At 72.9% G+C, this 15781-nt stretch carries 12 protein-coding genes and 1 pseudogene; 5 read left to right on the top strand and 8 right to left on the bottom strand.

Annotated features, from left to right (window positions below; translation table 11 throughout):
* Nucleotides 1-5: 5 nt before the first annotated feature.
* Together ABD126_RS01250 and ABD126_RS01245 are read left to right on the top strand one after the other, a co-directional pair.
* A pseudogene (locus tag ABD126_RS01250) lies at nt 6-1415 on the top strand (M9 family metallopeptidase N-terminal domain-containing protein); the annotation flags it as partial.
* A 61-nt stretch (nt 1416-1476) separates the two neighbouring features.
* The gene (locus tag ABD126_RS01245; protein WP_343932179.1) at nt 1477-2283 is read left to right on the top strand and encodes a collagenase; all 807 of its coding nucleotides are present in this window, start codon (nt 1477-1479) and stop codon (nt 2281-2283) included.
* Nucleotides 2284-2497: 214 nt separating this feature from the next.
* Here the strand turns inward: ABD126_RS01245 and ABD126_RS01240 are convergent, their stop codons facing one another.
* Both ABD126_RS01240 and ABD126_RS01235 read right to left on the bottom strand, forming a co-directional pair.
* On the bottom strand, nt 2498-3715 hold the full coding sequence (locus ABD126_RS01240; protein WP_343931669.1) for a serine/threonine-protein kinase: 1218 nt from the start codon (nt 3713-3715) through the stop codon (nt 2498-2500).
* Nucleotides 3716-3826: 111 nt separating this feature from the next.
* The gene (locus ABD126_RS01235) at nt 3827-5473 is read right to left on the bottom strand and encodes an acyl-CoA dehydrogenase family protein (protein WP_343931668.1); all 1647 of its coding nucleotides are present in this window, start codon (nt 5471-5473) and stop codon (nt 3827-3829) included.
* Between the two features lie 79 nt (nt 5474-5552).
* Here ABD126_RS01235 and ABD126_RS01230 point away from each other — a divergent pair, with 79 nt between their 5' ends.
* Nucleotides 5553-6275 (top strand): PaaX domain-containing protein, C- domain protein, encoded by a 723-nt coding sequence (locus ABD126_RS01230; protein WP_343931667.1) that lies wholly within the window; start codon nt 5553-5555, stop codon nt 6273-6275.
* Between the two features lie 35 nt (nt 6276-6310).
* On the opposite strand, the gene ABD126_RS01225 is transcribed toward ABD126_RS01230, so the two are convergent.
* The 5 genes from ABD126_RS01225 to ABD126_RS01205 all read right to left on the bottom strand — a co-directional run bounded on the left by ABD126_RS01225 (nt 6311) and on the right by ABD126_RS01205 (nt 12107).
* Entirely contained in the window at nt 6311-8212 is a 1902-nt protein-coding gene (locus tag ABD126_RS01225) for a family 20 glycosylhydrolase (protein ID WP_343931666.1), read from the bottom strand.
* Nucleotides 8213-8382: 170 nt separating this feature from the next.
* Nucleotides 8383-10650, bottom strand: coding sequence for a heavy metal translocating P-type ATPase (locus ABD126_RS01220; RefSeq protein ID WP_343931665.1), 2268 nt, complete (start codon nt 10648-10650; stop codon nt 8383-8385).
* On the bottom strand, nt 10640-11551 hold the full coding sequence (locus ABD126_RS01215; RefSeq protein ID WP_343931664.1) for a hypothetical protein: 912 nt from the start codon (nt 11549-11551) through the stop codon (nt 10640-10642). The genes ABD126_RS01220 and ABD126_RS01215 overlap by 11 nt, the downstream gene beginning before the upstream one ends.
* A 47-nt stretch (nt 11552-11598) precedes the next feature.
* Nucleotides 11599-11805 (bottom strand): heavy-metal-associated domain-containing protein, encoded by a 207-nt coding sequence (locus ABD126_RS01210; protein ID WP_309113281.1) that lies wholly within the window; start codon nt 11803-11805, stop codon nt 11599-11601.
* A gap of 20 nt (nt 11806-11825) precedes the next feature.
* The gene (locus tag ABD126_RS01205; protein WP_343931663.1) at nt 11826-12107 is read right to left on the bottom strand and encodes a metal-sensitive transcriptional regulator; all 282 of its coding nucleotides are present in this window, start codon (nt 12105-12107) and stop codon (nt 11826-11828) included.
* Between the two features lie 115 nt (nt 12108-12222).
* On the opposite strand from ABD126_RS01205, the gene ABD126_RS01200 reads away from it, so the two are divergent.
* Nucleotides 12223-13413: a cysteine desulfurase-like protein gene (locus tag ABD126_RS01200; protein ID WP_343931662.1), complete on the top strand. Its 1191-nt coding sequence runs from the start codon at nt 12223-12225 to the stop codon at nt 13411-13413.
* A 142-nt stretch (nt 13414-13555) separates the two neighbouring features.
* On the top strand, nt 13556-14575 hold the full coding sequence (locus tag ABD126_RS01195; RefSeq protein ID WP_343931661.1) for a family 2 encapsulin nanocompartment cargo protein polyprenyl transferase: 1020 nt from the start codon (nt 13556-13558) through the stop codon (nt 14573-14575).
* 58 nt (nt 14576-14633) lie between these two features.
* Here the strand turns inward: ABD126_RS01195 and ABD126_RS01190 are convergent, their stop codons facing one another.
* Nucleotides 14634-15764 (bottom strand): glycoside hydrolase 5 family protein, encoded by a 1131-nt coding sequence (locus tag ABD126_RS01190; RefSeq protein ID WP_343931660.1) that lies wholly within the window; start codon nt 15762-15764, stop codon nt 14634-14636.
* Between the last annotated feature and the right edge of the window lie 17 nt (nt 15765-15781).

Raw genomic sequence — 15781 nt, 5'->3', positions numbered from 1 at the left:
AGCAAATGTTATCGTCGCCGCTTGTTGCCGCGCCAGACCCGCGTTGGGACGCTTTTCCGCACGCCGCTGACCCTGCTTGCGGAGGAACCATGCGACCCAAAACCACGACCGCCGTGCGGTCCCTTTTCTTGGCCGTGCTGGCCGCGACCGCCGGAATACTGCCGACACCGGCGAACGCCGAGCCGCGCGGCGACGCCGCGATCCAGCGGCTTTCCGTCCCGCCCGAGCGGGCGGCCGAGCCCACGACCGTCGCGCACGGGGAGGTCACCGCCGAGCGGCGACCGGTCCGCCCGTTGGAGCTGCCGCAGTCCCGCGCCGCCGGCGTGGAGGAGGCGTGCGCGGTCTCGGACTTCGCCTCGGTCACCGGCTCCGCGCTGGTCAGCGCGGTGAAGGCGGCCACGACCGCGTGCGTCAACACCCTGTTCGGGCTCACCGGCGGCGATGCGAACAAGGTCTTCCGCGAGCCGCAGATGGTGTCCGTGGCGGACGCTTTGCGCGCCGACGCCGCCGCCTACGCGGGCGACAACCGGTCCTCCACCGCACAGCTCGTGCTGTTCCTGCGCGCGGGCTACTACGTGCAGTGGTACCACCCGGGCGACGTCGGCCAGTACGGTCCCGCGCTGACCCAGGCGATCCGGCCCGCGCTCGACGCGTTCTTCGCCAACCCCCGCGCCGCCGACGTCACCCAGGCCAACGGTGAGGTGCTGGCCGAGGCGGTCACGTTGGTGGACAGCGCGCAGGAGAACGCCCGTCACCTCCCGCTCGTGCGCCGGCTGCTCGACCGGTACGACGGCACCTACAACGCGTTCCCCGCGATGCTCGCGGCGGTCAACAACGCCTACACGATCCTGTTCCGCGGCCACCAGCTGCCCGAGTTCGTCACGGCCGTGCACGCCGACCGCCGCGTTTTCGATTCGCTGCAAGGGTTCGCGGTCCGCAACGCCGGCCTGCTGGGCACCGACCGCTCCTACCTGGTGTCCAACGCGGGCGGCGAGCTGGGCCGGTTCCTGCGGCACGAAACCCTGCGCCCGGACGTCCGCCCGCGCGCCCGCGACCTGCTCGGCCGGTCCACGATCACCGGTCCGACCGGCGCGCTGTGGGTCGCGGTCGCCGCGATGGCCGACGCCTACGACAAGGCCCAGTGCGCCTACTACGACGTGTGCGACCTGCCGACCAAGCTGGCCGACGCGATCCTGCCGATCAACCACTCCTGCGGCCCGACCCTGCGCATCCGCGCCCAGGCGATGAGCACCACCGAGCTGACCGGAACGTGCGCCAGCCTGCGCAACCAGGACGCCTACTTCCACGGCGTGGCCAAGGACAGCGGTCCGGTCGCCAACGACAACAACACGTTGCTGGAGGTCGTGGTCTTCGACTCCGCGCGCGACTACCGCACGTACGCGGGACCGATGTTCGGCATCGACACCAACAACGGCGGCATGTACCTGGAAGGCGACCCGGCCGCCGCGGGGCAACCTGCCCCGGTTCATCGCGCACGAAGCCGACTGGCTGCGCCCGGCGTTCGAGATCTGGAACCTCAACCACGAGTACACGCACTACCTCGACGGCCGTTTCAACATGCACGGCGACTTCGCGGCCGGTATGCAGACGCCGACGGTGTGGTGGGTCGAGGGTTTCGCGGAGTACATCTCGTACCACTACCGCGGTGTCGTCTACCAGAACGCGCTCAACGAAGCCGGGAAGCGCACCTACGCGCTCAGCACCCTGTTCGACACGACTTATGACCACGGTGTGACCCGCGTGTACCCGTGGGGTTACCTGGCGGTCCGGTACCTGCTGCAACACCATCGGTCCGATGTGGACACGATCCTGGGCTACTACCGCACCGGCCAGTGGCAGGCCGCGCGCACCTACCTCAAGTCCACCATCGGCACCAAGTACGACACCCATTGGTACAGCTGGCTTTCCGCGTGCGCGTCGGGTCGTTGCGACGCCGAGTGCACCGCCGACGACACCCGTGCACTGGGTGAGGACTGCGTGCGCAGCAACCGGTCGGCGTCCCTGGGCAACTACGACTACCTGTACCTCTGGGTGCCGGCGGGCGTGACGAGCCTCAAGATCACCGCCAGCGGCGGCACCGGTGACTGCGACCTGTACTTCAACCGCGCCACCTGGGCCACCACCACCGCGTACACGCACCGCTCCACCGGCACGACCAACAGCGAGGCCATCACGGTGACCGCTCCCCCGTCCGGCTACGGTTTCGTGAGCCTGCACGGCAAGCAGGGCTGTGCGGGGGTGACCGTGGCCTCCGAGTACTGAGCGGGTCAGGGTGGCGCGGTCACGATCACTCCCCGTCGTGACCGCGCTCCCCGACCTCGACCCGCACCTGACGACCCGCGACCGGGCCGAGCCGGGCCACACCAAGCGACGTGCACGACCTGACCGCGGTGGTCGGCCACGACGGCGCGCCCACCACCCGCTGCGGCGACGCGCCGGCCACCCACGGGCTGTGCGAACGGGTCGTGACGAGCCTCTAGCCCTTGCCCTTCCCCTTGCCGGGCTTGCCCTTGTGCTTGTCCTCCTTGCCGGCGGGCGCGGCGGGCGCGGGTTCCTGCCGCGTCTCGGCGACCGGCTGCACCACCCGGGTGGTCACGAGGGTGGGCGGCGCGACGGGCACCGGGACGACCTTCGCCGGCTCCGGCGGCGACGCGGCCGGCGGCGTGGTGTCGACCATCGACCAGGCCAGGCCGCTCAACCCCAGCACGGCCGCGAGGGACCCGGAGATCAGCCACCGGCGCGCGGACTGCGGCGCGTCCGGCACGGCCTCGATGCTGGCCAGGGTGTCCGGGTCCGTGCTCGCCGCCGGGGCGTTCGGCTCGGCGCCCGCCGGGTCGGCCGGGGCTTCCAGCCGCCGCGTGGGCTGCGCGGGGCGCGGCAGCGGCACGGGTGGCGGCGCGCCGTCGCGCAGGACGCGGGCGCACTCCTCCGCCGACGGCCGCCGCTTCGGCGTCATGGCCGTCATCAGCGAGAACAGCCGCACCAGCTCCGAAGGCAGGTGGCTGGGCACGTGCGGGGGCCGGTGCAGCCGCGCGACCGCCGCCTCCACCCCGCCGCCGTCGTACTCGGTCCGCCCGGACAGGCACTCCAGGAGCACCAGGCCCAGCGCGTAGACGTCGACGGCGGGCCCGATCGCGCCGCCGCGCACCTGCTCGGGCGCCAGGTAGGGGGCGGTGCCGACGACCTGCTGGGACAGCGTCACCCGGTCCGCGCCGCTGGTCAGCGCCAGGCCGAAGTCGGCGAGCAGGGGTTCGCGGTCGGCGTCCAGCAGGACGTTGGACGGCTTGAGGTCGCGGTGGACGACGCCGTGGGCGTGCACGTGGGCCAGCGCGTCGGCGATCGCCGCACCCAGCCTGCGCACCTCGCTCAACGCCAACGGCCCCCGGTTGATCTCCGCGCGCAGCGTCCGGCCCTCCACCAGCCGCATCACGACGAACCGGGTGCCGCCGCTGGTGCCGGCGTCGTAGACGGCCACCAGGCCGGGGTGGGAAAGGGCGGCCAGCGTCCGGATCTCGTTCTCGATCCGCCGCTCGGTGACCGCGTCCTCGACCCCGGGGAACAGCTTGACCGCGACGGGCCGCCGCAGCAGGACGTCCCAACCCCGGTGGACCTGGGCCATGCCGCCGGCCCCGACGAGCCCGTCGAGCCGGTAACGGTCGGCCAGCAGACGGCCACGGAAGGCTTGGACGGTCACGCCAACCGGGTGCCCTGGCTGTTGTCCGCTCAAACTCCCGCCGACCCGGGCCGGCCCGCGCGGTGGCGGCCACCGCCGCCAGGTCCGCGACACTCCGCGCCCGGCCTGCGTCTAGTAGGACGCCCGGTCGAGGATGGCGGTGAAGTCGGTGCCCGCCGGGAGGGTGCCGAAGGCGTAGCCGCCGCCACCCAGCCGGGACCCGCAGAAAGCGTCGGCCACCGCGTTCGGCGCGTACCGGACCAGCAGGGACGCCTGCAACGCCAGCGCCATGCGTTCGACCAGGTGCCGCGCCCGCACCTCGACGTCCGCCGGGGACGCCAGAGCGGCGGCGACGTCGTCCACGGCGGCGTCCAGGCGCGGGTCCGCGCCCCGCGACAGCGCCAGTTCGGCCAGCAACGCCCGCGCCGCGGCCGGCTGTTTGCCCAGCACGCGCAGCACGTCGAGGGCGTTGACGTTGCCCGACCCCTCCCAGATGGAGTTCAGCGGGGCCTCGCGGTAGAGCCGGGGCATGCCCGAGTCCTCCACGTACCCGTTCCCGCCGAGGCACTCAAGCGCCTCCGCCGCGAACACCGGGGCCCGCTTGGTCACCCAGTACTTGCCGATGGCCGTGGCGATCCGCCGGAACGCCCGTTCGCCCTCGTCGCCCCGCACGGCCCGGTCCGCCGCGCCGGCCAGCCGAAGCGTCAGCGTGGTCGCGGCCTCGGACTCGACCGCCAGGTCGGCCAGCACGTTGCGCATCAACGGCTGGTCCACCAGCCTCGCCCCGAACGCCGAGCGGTGCCGGGTGTGGTGCAGGGCCTCCACGAACGCCTTGCGCATCAGCACCGCCGAGCCCGACACGCAGTCCAGGCGGGTGCAGTTGACCATCTCGATGATGGTCTTCACGCCCCGGCCCTCGGGACCGACCAGCCACGCCACCGTGCCGTCGAACTCCGGCTCCGACGACGCGTTGGACCGGTTGCCGAGCTTGTCCTTCAACCGCTGGATGCGGAACGCGTTGCGGGTCCCGTCGGGCAGCACGCGCGGCACCAGGAAGCACGACAGGCCGCCCGGGGCCTGCGCCAGCACCAGGAACAGGTCGCACATGGGCGCGGAGGTGAACCACTTGTGGCCGCGCAGGGTGTAGACGCCGTCCTCGCCGGTCGGGGTGGCGACGGTGGTGTTGGTGCGGACGTCCGAGCCGCCCTGCTTCTCGGTCATGCCCATGCCGGCCAGCAGGCCGCGCTTGGCGGTCGGCTCGCGCAGGCCCGGGTCGTAGACGCGGCTGGTCAGCAGCGGTTCGTAGCGGGCCGCGAGGGCCGGTTCGTGGCGCAGCGCGGGGACGGCGGCGTAGGTCATGGCCATCGGGCAGCCGTGGCCGGCCTCCGTGTGACCCCACGTCAGCAGTCCGGCGTAGCGGGCGACGTGCGCGCCGGGCCGGGGGTCCGCCCACGCCGACGCCGCGTTGCCCTCGGCGACCGCGACCCGCATCAGGTCGTGCCAGCTGGAGTGGAAGTCGACCTCGTCCACCCGGTTGCCGTACCGGTCGTGGGTGCGCAGCACCGGTTCGAAGGTGTTGGCCTGCTCGGCCCAGCGCTGGGCCTCCGCGCTGCCCGCGTGCCGGCCCAGCCGGCGCAGGTCGTCCTCGAACCAGCCCGCGCCCTCGCGGCGCAGGCCCTCCAGCAGGGCCGCGTCGGCGGACGCGTCGTAGGGCGCGAGCGGCGGCGGCTGGTTGGTGACCTCGTGGGTGGCGGACGAGGGCGTCAGCGGCAGGACCATGACCTCAGTATTACGCTCTCGGTTCGACCGCAGCAAGACTGTAATACCGGTAGGATGCCGGGGTGACCGGGAGGCGCGTGTGACGCAGGAGCTCCGGCTGCGCCCGCTGACCGCGCGCTCGGTGGTGCTCAGCACCCTGCTCGGCGCGCACCCGCCCGAACTGCCAGTGCGCGAACTCGTGCGGATCGCGGCCCTGTTCGGCATCAACGACACCGCGCTGCGCGTCGCCCTGACCCGCATGGTCGCCACCGGCGACCTGCACCGCGCCGACGGCACCTACCGCCTCAACGACCGCCTGGTGCGGCGCCAGCGCCGCCAGGACGAGGCCGTGGACCCCAGCACCGTCGCGTGGGACGGGACGTGGGAGATCGTCGCCGTCACCGCCACCGGCCGCAGCCCCGCCGACCGCGCCGCCCTGCGCGCGCGGATGACCGCGCTGCGCCTGGGCGAACTGCGCGAGGGGCTGTGGCTGCGCCCGACCAACCTGCGCCGGACGTGGAGCGCCGACCCGGGCGTGCAGCGGTTCACCGCCGTGCCGGAGACCCCGTCGGCCGAGCTGGCGCGCACGCTGTGGGACCTGGACGACTGGTCCGCCCACGGCCGCGCCCTGCTGCGCCACTTCCGCGCGGTCGACCAGCCGGTGGACCGCTTCACCACGGCCGCGGCCATCGTGCGCCACCTGCTGGCCGACCCGATCCTGCCCGGCTCGCTGCTGCCCCGCCCCTGGCCCGCCGACGACCTGCGCGTGGCCTACCGCGGTTACCAGCGCGAGCTGGCGAACCTGGCGGCGCTGCCGGGTTGAGGAGGGCCGAGGCGACACCCCGGCCCTCCCCGCGCTCACGCTCCGTGAACCTCGAACTCGTACAGCGAGTAGCCCCACGTCGTCGCCCGGGTCACGCCCTGCACCCGCACGTACCGGCCCGACCCGGACAGCCCGGTCAGCTCGTCCGTCCCGCCGTCACCGGCGGTCACCTCGCGCAACGTCGTCCACGCGACGCCGTCGGCGGAGGACTGGACGCGGTAGGCCCGGCCGTACGCCGTCTCCCACGTCAGCTTCACGCGCCCGACCTGCCGGGTCGCGCCCAGGTCCACGGTGATCCACTCGCCGTCGCTGTAGGCGCTGGACCACCGGCTGCCGTAGTCGCCGTCCACCGCGTTGACCCCCGGGAACGCCGGCGTCTCCACCGAGGACACCGCCACCGGCTTGCCGAAAGCGAGGTTCCCCGGCTGCGCCGACGACGGCCACGCCGGGTTGCGCCCGACCGACGCGATGACCGAGGTGAACGCCGACCACGTCGAGACCAGCTTCGGCGAACCCCAGGTCTGCTGGGCCAGCATGCGCAACGGGTCCCGGATGCCGGAGGCGATCTGCGCCTCGGTCTCCCCCGCCGGGTAGTCGCACCACACGTGGATCTTGGAACCCAGGTTGCGGGTCTGCGAGGCCGCGTTCAGGGTCTGGTTGCCCTGGAAGACGTTGGTGTTCCAGGTTTCGTAGCCCCACGTGGTGTTCGGGCGGCCGACGCTGCCGTTGTAGAGCACGTAATAGGTGGGGTCCCAGCTCTCGTTGGAGATCAGGTGGCCGTTGTCCACGTGCTGCTGCGGCGAAAGCCCGTACTTGTACCAGAACTCGATGACGATGTTCGGGTTCACCCGCACCGCCGAACCGCCGTGCAGACCGTCGTTCCACGCGCGGGTCGTCTTGCCCGCCGCGCGCACGATCCCGTTGGCCCAGTTGACGAAGCCCAGGTAGGTGTCCTTGGCGTTGGCCGTCGGGCCGTAGTTCGCGCGGGCGTGGGTCAGCAACTGCGGGTAGGCCGCGTAGTCCGTCACGTACTCGTCCGCGCCGATGTGGAAGTACGGGGCGGGGAACAGCGGCAGGTACTCGTCGTAGATGTCCTTGATCAGCGTGTACGCGGCCGGCTTGCTCAGGTCGATGAACCCGTGGTTGACCGTCCCGCCGCTGCTGACCAGCTTCAGGTCCGGGTGCTTGGCCAGGATGGCGTCCATGTGGCCGGGCGCGTCGAACTCCGGCACGACGGTGATCTTGTACTTGGCGGCCAACGCGATCAGGTCGCGCACCTGCTGCTTGGTCAGGTGCTGCGCGGAGACGTACTCGGGGTGCTTCTCGCTCTCGATGCGGAACCCGAGGTTGTCGGTCAGGTGCAGGTGCAGGTAGTTGAGCTTGAGGTAGGCAAGTTCCCTCACGTGGTCGGCGAGCCACTGCGGCGTGAAGTACTTGCGGCCGTTGTCCACCATCAGGCCGCGTTCGCGCTTGAGCGGCCAGTCGCGTGCGGTGCCGCGCGGGATGGTGGTGCGCTGCTTGAGCAGTTGCAGCACGGTGCGGGTGCCGTAGAACGCGCCGGCGTCGGTGCGGGCGGTGACGACGACCCGGTCGGTGACGCTGAGCGCGTAGCCCTCCTCGCCCAGCGCGGTGTCGGTGGAGCCGAGCCGGAGGACGACGTCCCCGGCCCGCGCGCCGCTGTCCACCTGGGCGACCGGGCGGCCGAACCGGGCGGTGAGGTCGTCGGCGAACACGCCGGCGGTCGTCGCGAGCGCGGGGTCGCGGACGATCCGGGCGGTGTCGGCGAAGGTGAAGTCGCCGGTCCCGCCGGTCCACTCGCGCAGGGCGGGAATGGTCTGCGGCTTGGGGTTCGCCGCTTGGGCGAGGGCGGGGCCGGGCAGCGCGGCGGAGGCCGCCAGCACGGCCAGCGCCGTGACCAGCGTGCGGAGACGTGGCATCGCGGTTCCTTCCAGGCAGGGAGCTGGTCTGGACCAATTGCGCGGATCAGTGCAACGCCATGCGCACGACATGTCAAGAGTTGTTCAGAAAGTGGCACTAATTGCCACCTTCACTCATACGAATGGCCCGGAACCTGGTCAGGTTCCGGGCCATCGGCGACCGGGAAGGGTCAGACCTTCGCGGGCACCTTCTCCGGGCGGGGCGCGGCCTGGGCGGGACTCTCCCCGACCGCGCCGCGGAACCCGCGCAGCCGCAGGCTGTTGCTGACCACGAACACCGAGGAGAACGCCATCGCGGCGCCGGCGATCATGGGGTTGAGCAGGCCCAGCGCGGCCAGCGGCAGGGCGGCGACGTTGTAGGCGAAGGCCCAGAACAGGTTGCCCTTGATCGTGGCCAGCGTCCGCCGCGACAACCGGATGGCGTCCACCGCCGCCCGCAGGTCACCGCGCACCAGGGTCAGGTCGGACGCCTCGATCGCCGCGTCCGTGCCGGTGCCCATCGCCAGGCCCAGATCGGCCCTGGCCAGCGCCGCCGCGTCGTTCACGCCGTCACCGACCATCGCCACGACCCGACCCTCGGCCTGCAACCGGGCCACGACGTCCACCTTGTCCTTGGGCAGGACCTCCGCGATGACCTCCTCGATCCCCACCTCGGCCGCGACCGCCTTCGCCGCGGCCTCGTTGTCCCCGGTCAGCAGCACCGGGGCCAACCCGAGTTCCCGCAGCTGCCGGACCGCCTCGGCGGAAGTCGGCTTGACCGTGTCGGCGACCACGAGCACCGCACGCGCCTCGCCGTCCCAGGCCACCAACACCGCCGTGCGCCCCTGGCGCTCGGCCTCGGCCTTGGCCGCGGCCAGCTCGCCGTCCAGGTGGACGCTCCACTCGGCCAGCAGCCGCTCCCGCCCGACGAGCACCGCGTGCCCGTCGACCACGCCCTGCACGCCCAGGCCCTCCAGGTTCTGGAAGCCCTCGACCTCGGGCAGCTCGCCCACCCGCTCGGCGGCGGCCGTGGCGATCGCCTTGGCGATCGGGTGCTCGGAGGCGTGCTCCAGAGCGCCCGCCAGCCGCAGCACCTCGTCCTCGGAGCCGGCGGTGTGCACCGCGTGCAGGCTCATCCGGCCCGTGGTCACGGTGCCGGTCTTGTCCAGCACGACCGTGTCCACCCGGCGGGTCGACTCCAGCACCTCCGGCCCCTTGATCAGGATGCCGAGCTGCGCGCCGCGACCCGTGCCGACCAGCAGCGCCGTGGGCGTGGCCAGCCCCAGCGCGCAAGGGCAGGCGATGATCAGGACCGCCACCCCGGCGGTGAACGCCGCCGCCGTCCCCTGCCCCGCGCCCAGCCAGAAGGCGAGCGTCCCGACGGCGAGTGCGATCACGATCGGCACGAAGATCCCGGACACCCGGTCGGCCAACCGCTGCACCTCGGCCTTGCCGTTCTGCGCGTCCTCCACCAGCCTGGCCATCTGCGCCAACTGCGTGTCCGCACCGACCCGGGTCGCCCGCACGACCAGCCGACCCCCCGCGTTCACCGTCGCGCCGACCACCGCGTCACCGGGACCGACCTCCACCGGCACCGACTCGCCGGTCAGCATCGACGCGTCGACCGCCGAGTTGCCGTCCTCGACCACGCCGTCCGTGGCGATCTTCTCCCCCGGCCGCACCACGAACCGGTCCCCGACGGCCAACTCGCCGATCGGCACCCGGACCTCACGGCCGTCGCGCAGCACCGCCACGTCCTTCGCGCCCAACTCCAGCAGCGCCCGCAAAGCCGCGCCCGCCCGACGCTTGGACCGCGCCTCGAAGTACCGGCCCGCCAGGATGAACGTCGTCACCCCGGCCGCGACCTCCAGGTAGATCGAGCCCGCGCCGTCCGTGCGCTGGATGGTCAACTCGAACGGGTGCGTCATGCCGGGCGTGCCGGCCGTACCCCACAGCAGCGCGTAGACCGACCACGCGAACGCCGCCAACGTGCCCATCGACACCAGGGTGTCCATCGTGGCCGCACCGTGCCGCAGGTTCACCGCCGCCGCCCGGTGGAACGGCCACGCACCCCACACGATCACCGGCGCGGCCAACGTCAACGAGATCCACTGCCAGAAGTCGAACTGCCACGCCGGCACCATCGCCAACACGATCACCGGCACCGTCAGGACCGCCGAGACCAGCAACCGCTGCCGCAACGACACCGTGGGATCGACCTCGACCGGGGCGGCCTCCTCGGTCTTCGGGGCCGGCAGGCTCGCGCCATACCCCGCCGCCTCGACCGTCGCCAGAAGCGTCTGCGGGTCCAGGCCCTCCGGGAAGGACACCTTGGCCTTCTCGGTGGCGTAGTTGACCGTCGCGGTCACACCGTCGAGCTTGTTCAGCTTGCGCTCGATCCGGTTCGCGCACGAGGCGCACGTCATGCCGGTGATCGAGAGTTCCAGATCAGTGGCCATGACCCGCCTCCACGGTGAACTCGGCCGTGCGCACGACGCCGCCGTGCTGGAAGTCCAGGAACAACCGGTACCCGCCCTCGCTGGGCACCTCCGCGACGAACGCGATCTCGGGCCCCGGCGCGGTCCTGCCGTCCCCGGGCGAACCCTCGGGGTGCACGTGGAGGTAGGCCAGGTCGCTCTGCCGCAGTGCCACCAAGTGACCATACGCCGCGAGGTAGGGCTGCAAGTCCGTGACCGGCTTGCCGTCCTTGCTGACGGTCAGCTTCAACGGCGACGCCTGGCCGGGCTTGAGGTCACCGTCCAAACGCACCTGGTAACCGTCCACCTCGGCCACTCGCGCCTCGGCGTGGGCCTCGGGCTGGAAGTCGCCCGCGACCGAGACGTCCGCGCCCAGCGTGGTCGCCGCGGCCCCGGCCGGCTTGAAGTCGGCGAACACCCGGTAGGAGCCGCCCGCCGGCAGGGTCACCGGCACCGACCAGGTCCCGTCGGCGGCCATCTCGGGGTGGACGTGCTGGTAGCCGGCGGTGTCCCGGCGCACCACGATCAGGTGCATCTTCTTGTCGTGCTCGACCTCGAACGAGGTCACCGCGTGCCCGTCGGGCCCGAGGATGCGGAAGGAGAGCGGGGAGGTGCCCGTCGGCAGGGTCGTCGCGGTGGGCGCGAGGGTGTAGCCGCCCCTGGTCGACGCCAGGCCCTTGGGCAGGTCCTGCGCGCCCTCCGCGACGGTGCCGCTGTGGGTGTCCCCGTGCCCGGCGGCCTCACTGCCGTGCGTGCCGCCTTCGTCGGCCTTCGGGGCCTGCTCGGCGGAAAGGGGACCGACAGCGCTCCCGACCGCCCAGGCGCCGGTGGCGACCAGGGCGAGCGCTACACCGTAGGCGGAGAGCTTCGCTGCTGTGTTCATCGTCTGAGTCCTTCGTGGTGGGAGCCGGGCTCCCGGTGGGTGGTGCTTCAGCCCGCGAGCGCGTAGCCCGCTTCCTCGACGGCGGCGCGCACGTCCGCCTCGGCCACCGGTTCGGCGCTGGTCACCGTGACCGCGCCGGTCGGCAGGTCGACCGCCACGTCGGTCACGCCGGAGATCTTGGAGACCTCCTCGGTGACCGACGCCACGCAGTGCCCGCACGTCATGCCCGTGACGGTGTAAGTGGACTCGGCCATTGCTGTTCCTCCTCGGTCGTTCACGAACGCACCAGCCGGGCGATCGCGTCGCTGGCCTCGCGCACCTTCGCGTCCGCGCCCTCGCCGCCCTGGGTCAGCGCCTCGGCCACGCAGTGCTTCAGGTGCTCGTCGAGCAGTCCGAGCGAGACCGCCTGCAGCGCCTTGGTCGCCGCCGCGATCTGGGTGAGCACGTCGATGCAGTACTCGTCGTTGTCCACCATCCGCTGGATACCCCGGACCTGGCCCTCCACCCGCCGCAGTCGCGCCAGGTAGTCGTCCTTGCCGCTGGTGTAACCCCGCATGTCCCGCTCCTTCCCGCTACGGGTCCATTTATACCCCTGGGGGGTACCCACCGCAAACGGACGTGACCGCGCACACACCCTCTGGGGGTATCCGGGGCGTGTCAGAGTGGCGCGCATGAGCTACGACGTCGAGGCCGTCCGCGCCCGCTTCCCGTCCCTGACCACCGGCACGGCCCACTTCGACGGACCGGGCGGCTCCCAGGTCCCGGCCCGGGTCGCCGACGCGGTCCACCGGGCCATGACCGCGTCGCTGGCCAACCGCGGCCGGGTGACCGCCGCCGAACGCGCCACCGACGACATCGTCCTGGCCGCCCGCCACGCCCTGGCGGACCTGCTGGACGCGACCCCCGGCGGAATCGTCCTCGGGCGCAGCGCGACCCAGTTGACCTACGACTTCGCCCGGACCCTGGCCAAGTCCTGGGAGCCGGGCGACGAGGTGGTGGTGACCAGGCTCGACCACGACGCGAACGTGCGCCCGTGGGTGCAGGTGGCGGAGGCGGTGGGCGCGGTGGTCCGGTGGGTCGACTTCGACCCCGCGACCGGCGAACTGGACCCGGTGGCGCCGACCGACCGGACGCGCCTGGTGGCGGTGACCGCCGCGTCGAACCTGATCGGCACCCGTCCCCCGCTGGCCGACATCGCGCGCGCGACCCACGAGGCCGGCGCGCTGCTGTACGTGGACGGCGTCCACTTCGCCGCCCACCACGCGGTGGACGTGGCGGAGCTGGGCGCGGACTTCTTCGTGTGCTCGCCCTACAAGTTCTTCGGCCCCCACCTCGGCGTCCTGGCCGCCGACCCCGCCCTGCTGGAGGCGCTGCGCCCGGACAAGCTGCTGCCGTCCACGGACGCGGTGCCGGAGCGCTTCGAGCTGGGCACCCTGCCCTACGAGCTGTTGGCGGGCACGACGGCGGCGGTCGACTTCATCGCGGACCTGGTGCCCGGCGACGGCGACCGGCGCGCCCGCGTCAAGCGGTCGATGGACGCCGTGGCCGAGCACGAAGGCCGCCTGCGCGCGGTCCTGGAGGAAGGCCTGCGGGACCTGCCCGGTGTCACCGTCCACTCGCGGGCCGCGCTGCGCACGCCGACCCTGCTGCTCACGTTCGCCGACCACGACCCGGCCGACGCGTACCGATTCCTGGCGACGCGGAACATCAACGCGCCCGCCGGCTCGTTCTACGCCATCGAGACCTCCCGCCACCTCGGTCTGGGCGACCGGGGCGGCCTGCGGGTCGGCCTGGCCGCGTACTCGACCGACGACGAGGTGGCCCGGCTCCTCACCGCGCTGTCCGACTTCCTCGACGGATAGCCGCGCGCGGAGAGCAGCCGCGTAGTCGGAGTGGTGGACAGACACGGTCGCTCGGGCGCGGAAGCATGGGACGGGCCGAGGGATGACGGCGTGGTCTCCGTGCGGCGAGTGCCGCCACCTTCGGAGTAGTCGAGGAGGAGCGATGTCCATCGCCCCGGTTCGACCGGCGTCCGCCGTGTTGGCCTGGAGTCGCGAACTCGTCCAACCCGCCCTCCGGGCCGCCGTCGACCGGTTGCCCGCGCCGGTCCGGCTGGTCGCCGGGTACCACCTCGGGTGGTGGGACCGCCGGGGCCGGCCGGTCGAGGCGGCCGGGGGCAAGGCGGTCCGGCCCGCGCTGGTGCTGCTCGCCGCCGAGGCGTCGGGGGCTCGCGCCGACACCGCCGTGCCCGCCGCCGTGGCGGTCGAACTCGCGCACAACTTCACGTTGCTGCACGACGACGTCCTCGACCGAGACCGCACCCGCCGCCACCGGCCCACGGCGTGGGCGGTGTTCGGGACGAGCGCCGCCATCCTCACCGGGGACGCGTTGCTGGCGCTGGCGGCCGAGGTGCTGGCCGCGTCCGAGCACCCGGCCGCCGGGCGGGTCCTCACCACGGCCCTGCTGGACCTGGTCGACGGCGAGTACGCCGACCTGGCGTTCGAGCGGCGGCCGGAGGTCGGGCTGGGCGAGTGCCTGGACATGGTGGAGCACAAGACCGCCGCCCTGCTCGCCGCCGCCTGCGCGTTGGGGGCGACGTTCGCCGGCGCGCCGCCCGCCACCGTCGCGCGGCTGCACGAGTTCGGCCGGCTGCTGGGCATCGCCTACCAGCACGTGGACGACCTGCTGGGCATCTGGGGCGACCCGGACCGAACCGGCAAGCCCGCGCACACCGACCTGCTCAGCCGCAAGAAGTCCCTGCCGGTGGTGGCCGCGCTGGCCTCGGGCACGCCCTTCGCCCGCGAACTGTCCACCCTCTACCGGCGTTCCGCCCCGCCCGGCCACGAGGAGGTCGCGCGGATGGCCGAGTTGGTCGAGCGGGCCGGCGGGCGGTCGTGGAGCCGCGACGAGTCCCGCCGGCTGCTGGAGGAGGCGCTGGACCGGTTGGCCGACACCGCTCCCGCGCCCCGCCCCGCCGCCGAACTGGCCGCGCTGGCCGACCTGGTGGTCAACCGCGACCGGTGACCACGCCCTCCACACGGGACAGGGCACCGCGCAACCGGGTGGGTGACATCGCCTCCTCTCATTCGATCGCCACCGGACCCTCCTGCCGGCGGCGCACCCAGTCCCGGTGGAACGCGCTGCCCGGCGCGACCTCGGCCCGGCGGTGCGGTTCGGCCAGCAGGTCGACCGGGCACGGCACGCTGCGATCCGGGGTCCGTCGCGCGCGGGGCGCCGCCGCGAACCCGGCCAGCGCCTCGGCGGCGGGCTTGCGGCGGTGGTCGGTGGTGAACAGGCCCAGGTCGTACTCGCGGTCGGGGAAGTCCAGCAGCGCGCGGTCGATGTCGTGCGAGGACCACCAGGTCACGCCCCACAGCGCGGGGTTCTCGGCGACGGCGTCCAGGGTCGCGCGCACGAACGCCGCCGCGTCGCCCGCCGGCACGTCCGGGCGCGGCACGCCCACCTCCTGCAACCACACCGGCCGGCCCGGCGCGACGGAGGCGGCCAGCGACACCAGGTAGTCGGCGTGGGTCACGGTCGCCGGCCCCAACGGGCCGTCCAGGCGCGAGGTCCCGTTGAACACCCACGAGTGCACGGTGGTCAGGTCACCCAGCTCCACCGCGTCGGCCGGGTGGAACGGGTGGTCCGGCGCGTACCAGGCGTCGTCGTACACCGAGAACAGCGCGGCGACGCCCGGCGCGGCCTCCCGCACCACCTCCACCAGTTCGGCGGCCCACGCCCGGGACGCCTCCGGCGTGGTCGGGTTGGCGGGCCACAGGTTGTCGACCTCGTTGCCCAGGGTGATCGCGAAGACGTTCGCGCGGCTCGCGGCGGCCTCGGACACGTACGCGACGTAGGCGGCGATGCCGTCGCGCACGTCGCGGTCGGTGAACACGCTGCGGCGGTGCCAGGTCAGCACCCAGGAGGGCAGGAAGTCGAAACTCGACAGGTGCCCCTGGAGCAGGTCGACCGCGACCTCCAGGCCGAACTCGGCGGCGACGTCGAGGGTGGTCAGCAGGTCGTCCACCGGGCGCAGCAGCCCCCGGTTGGGCTGGATCCACGGCCAGATCGGGAACACCCGCACGTGGTCCAGGCCCAGCTCCGCCAGGTCGGCGAAGTCGCGGCGGACCGCGTCGGCGGAGAAGTCGAGCCAGCTGTAGAACCAGCCGGCGGACGGCACGTAGTTCGCCCCGAGGCGCAGGGAGTCGGTCACGCCTTCAAGCTAAACCG

The organism is Saccharothrix mutabilis subsp. mutabilis (assembly GCF_039521145.1).
In the GTDB taxonomy this organism is placed as follows: domain Bacteria; phylum Actinomycetota; class Actinomycetes; order Mycobacteriales; family Pseudonocardiaceae; genus Actinosynnema; species Actinosynnema mutabilis.
Note: the sequence above shows the minus strand (reverse complement) of the source record. Positions and strands in the feature narration are given on the sequence as shown.

Bases quoted from the DNA above. Each gene is read 5' to 3' on its own strand.
- ABD126_RS01205 (WP_343931663.1), bottom strand. From the start codon at position 12,107: ATGCGGGGTTACACCAGCGGCAAGGACGACTACCTGGCGCGACTGCGG.
- ABD126_RS01225 (WP_343931666.1), bottom strand. From the start codon at position 8,212: ATGCCACGTCTCCGCACGCTGGTCACGGCGCTGGCCGTGCTGGCGGCC.
- ABD126_RS01215 (WP_343931664.1), bottom strand. From the start codon at position 11,551: ATGAACACAGCAGCGAAGCTCTCCGCCTACGGTGTAGCGCTCGCCCTG.
- ABD126_RS01220 (WP_343931665.1), bottom strand. From the start codon at position 10,650: ATGGCCACTGATCTGGAACTCTCGATCACCGGCATGACGTGCGCCTCG.
- ABD126_RS01200 (WP_343931662.1), top strand. From the start codon at position 12,223: ATGAGCTACGACGTCGAGGCCGTCCGCGCCCGCTTCCCGTCCCTGACC.
- ABD126_RS01195 (WP_343931661.1), top strand. From the start codon at position 13,556: ATGTCCATCGCCCCGGTTCGACCGGCGTCCGCCGTGTTGGCCTGGAGT.
- ABD126_RS01210 (WP_309113281.1), bottom strand. From the start codon at position 11,805: ATGGCCGAGTCCACTTACACCGTCACGGGCATGACGTGCGGGCACTGC.
- ABD126_RS01235 (WP_343931668.1), bottom strand. From the start codon at position 5,473: ATGGTCCTGCCGCTGACGCCCTCGTCCGCCACCCACGAGGTCACCAAC.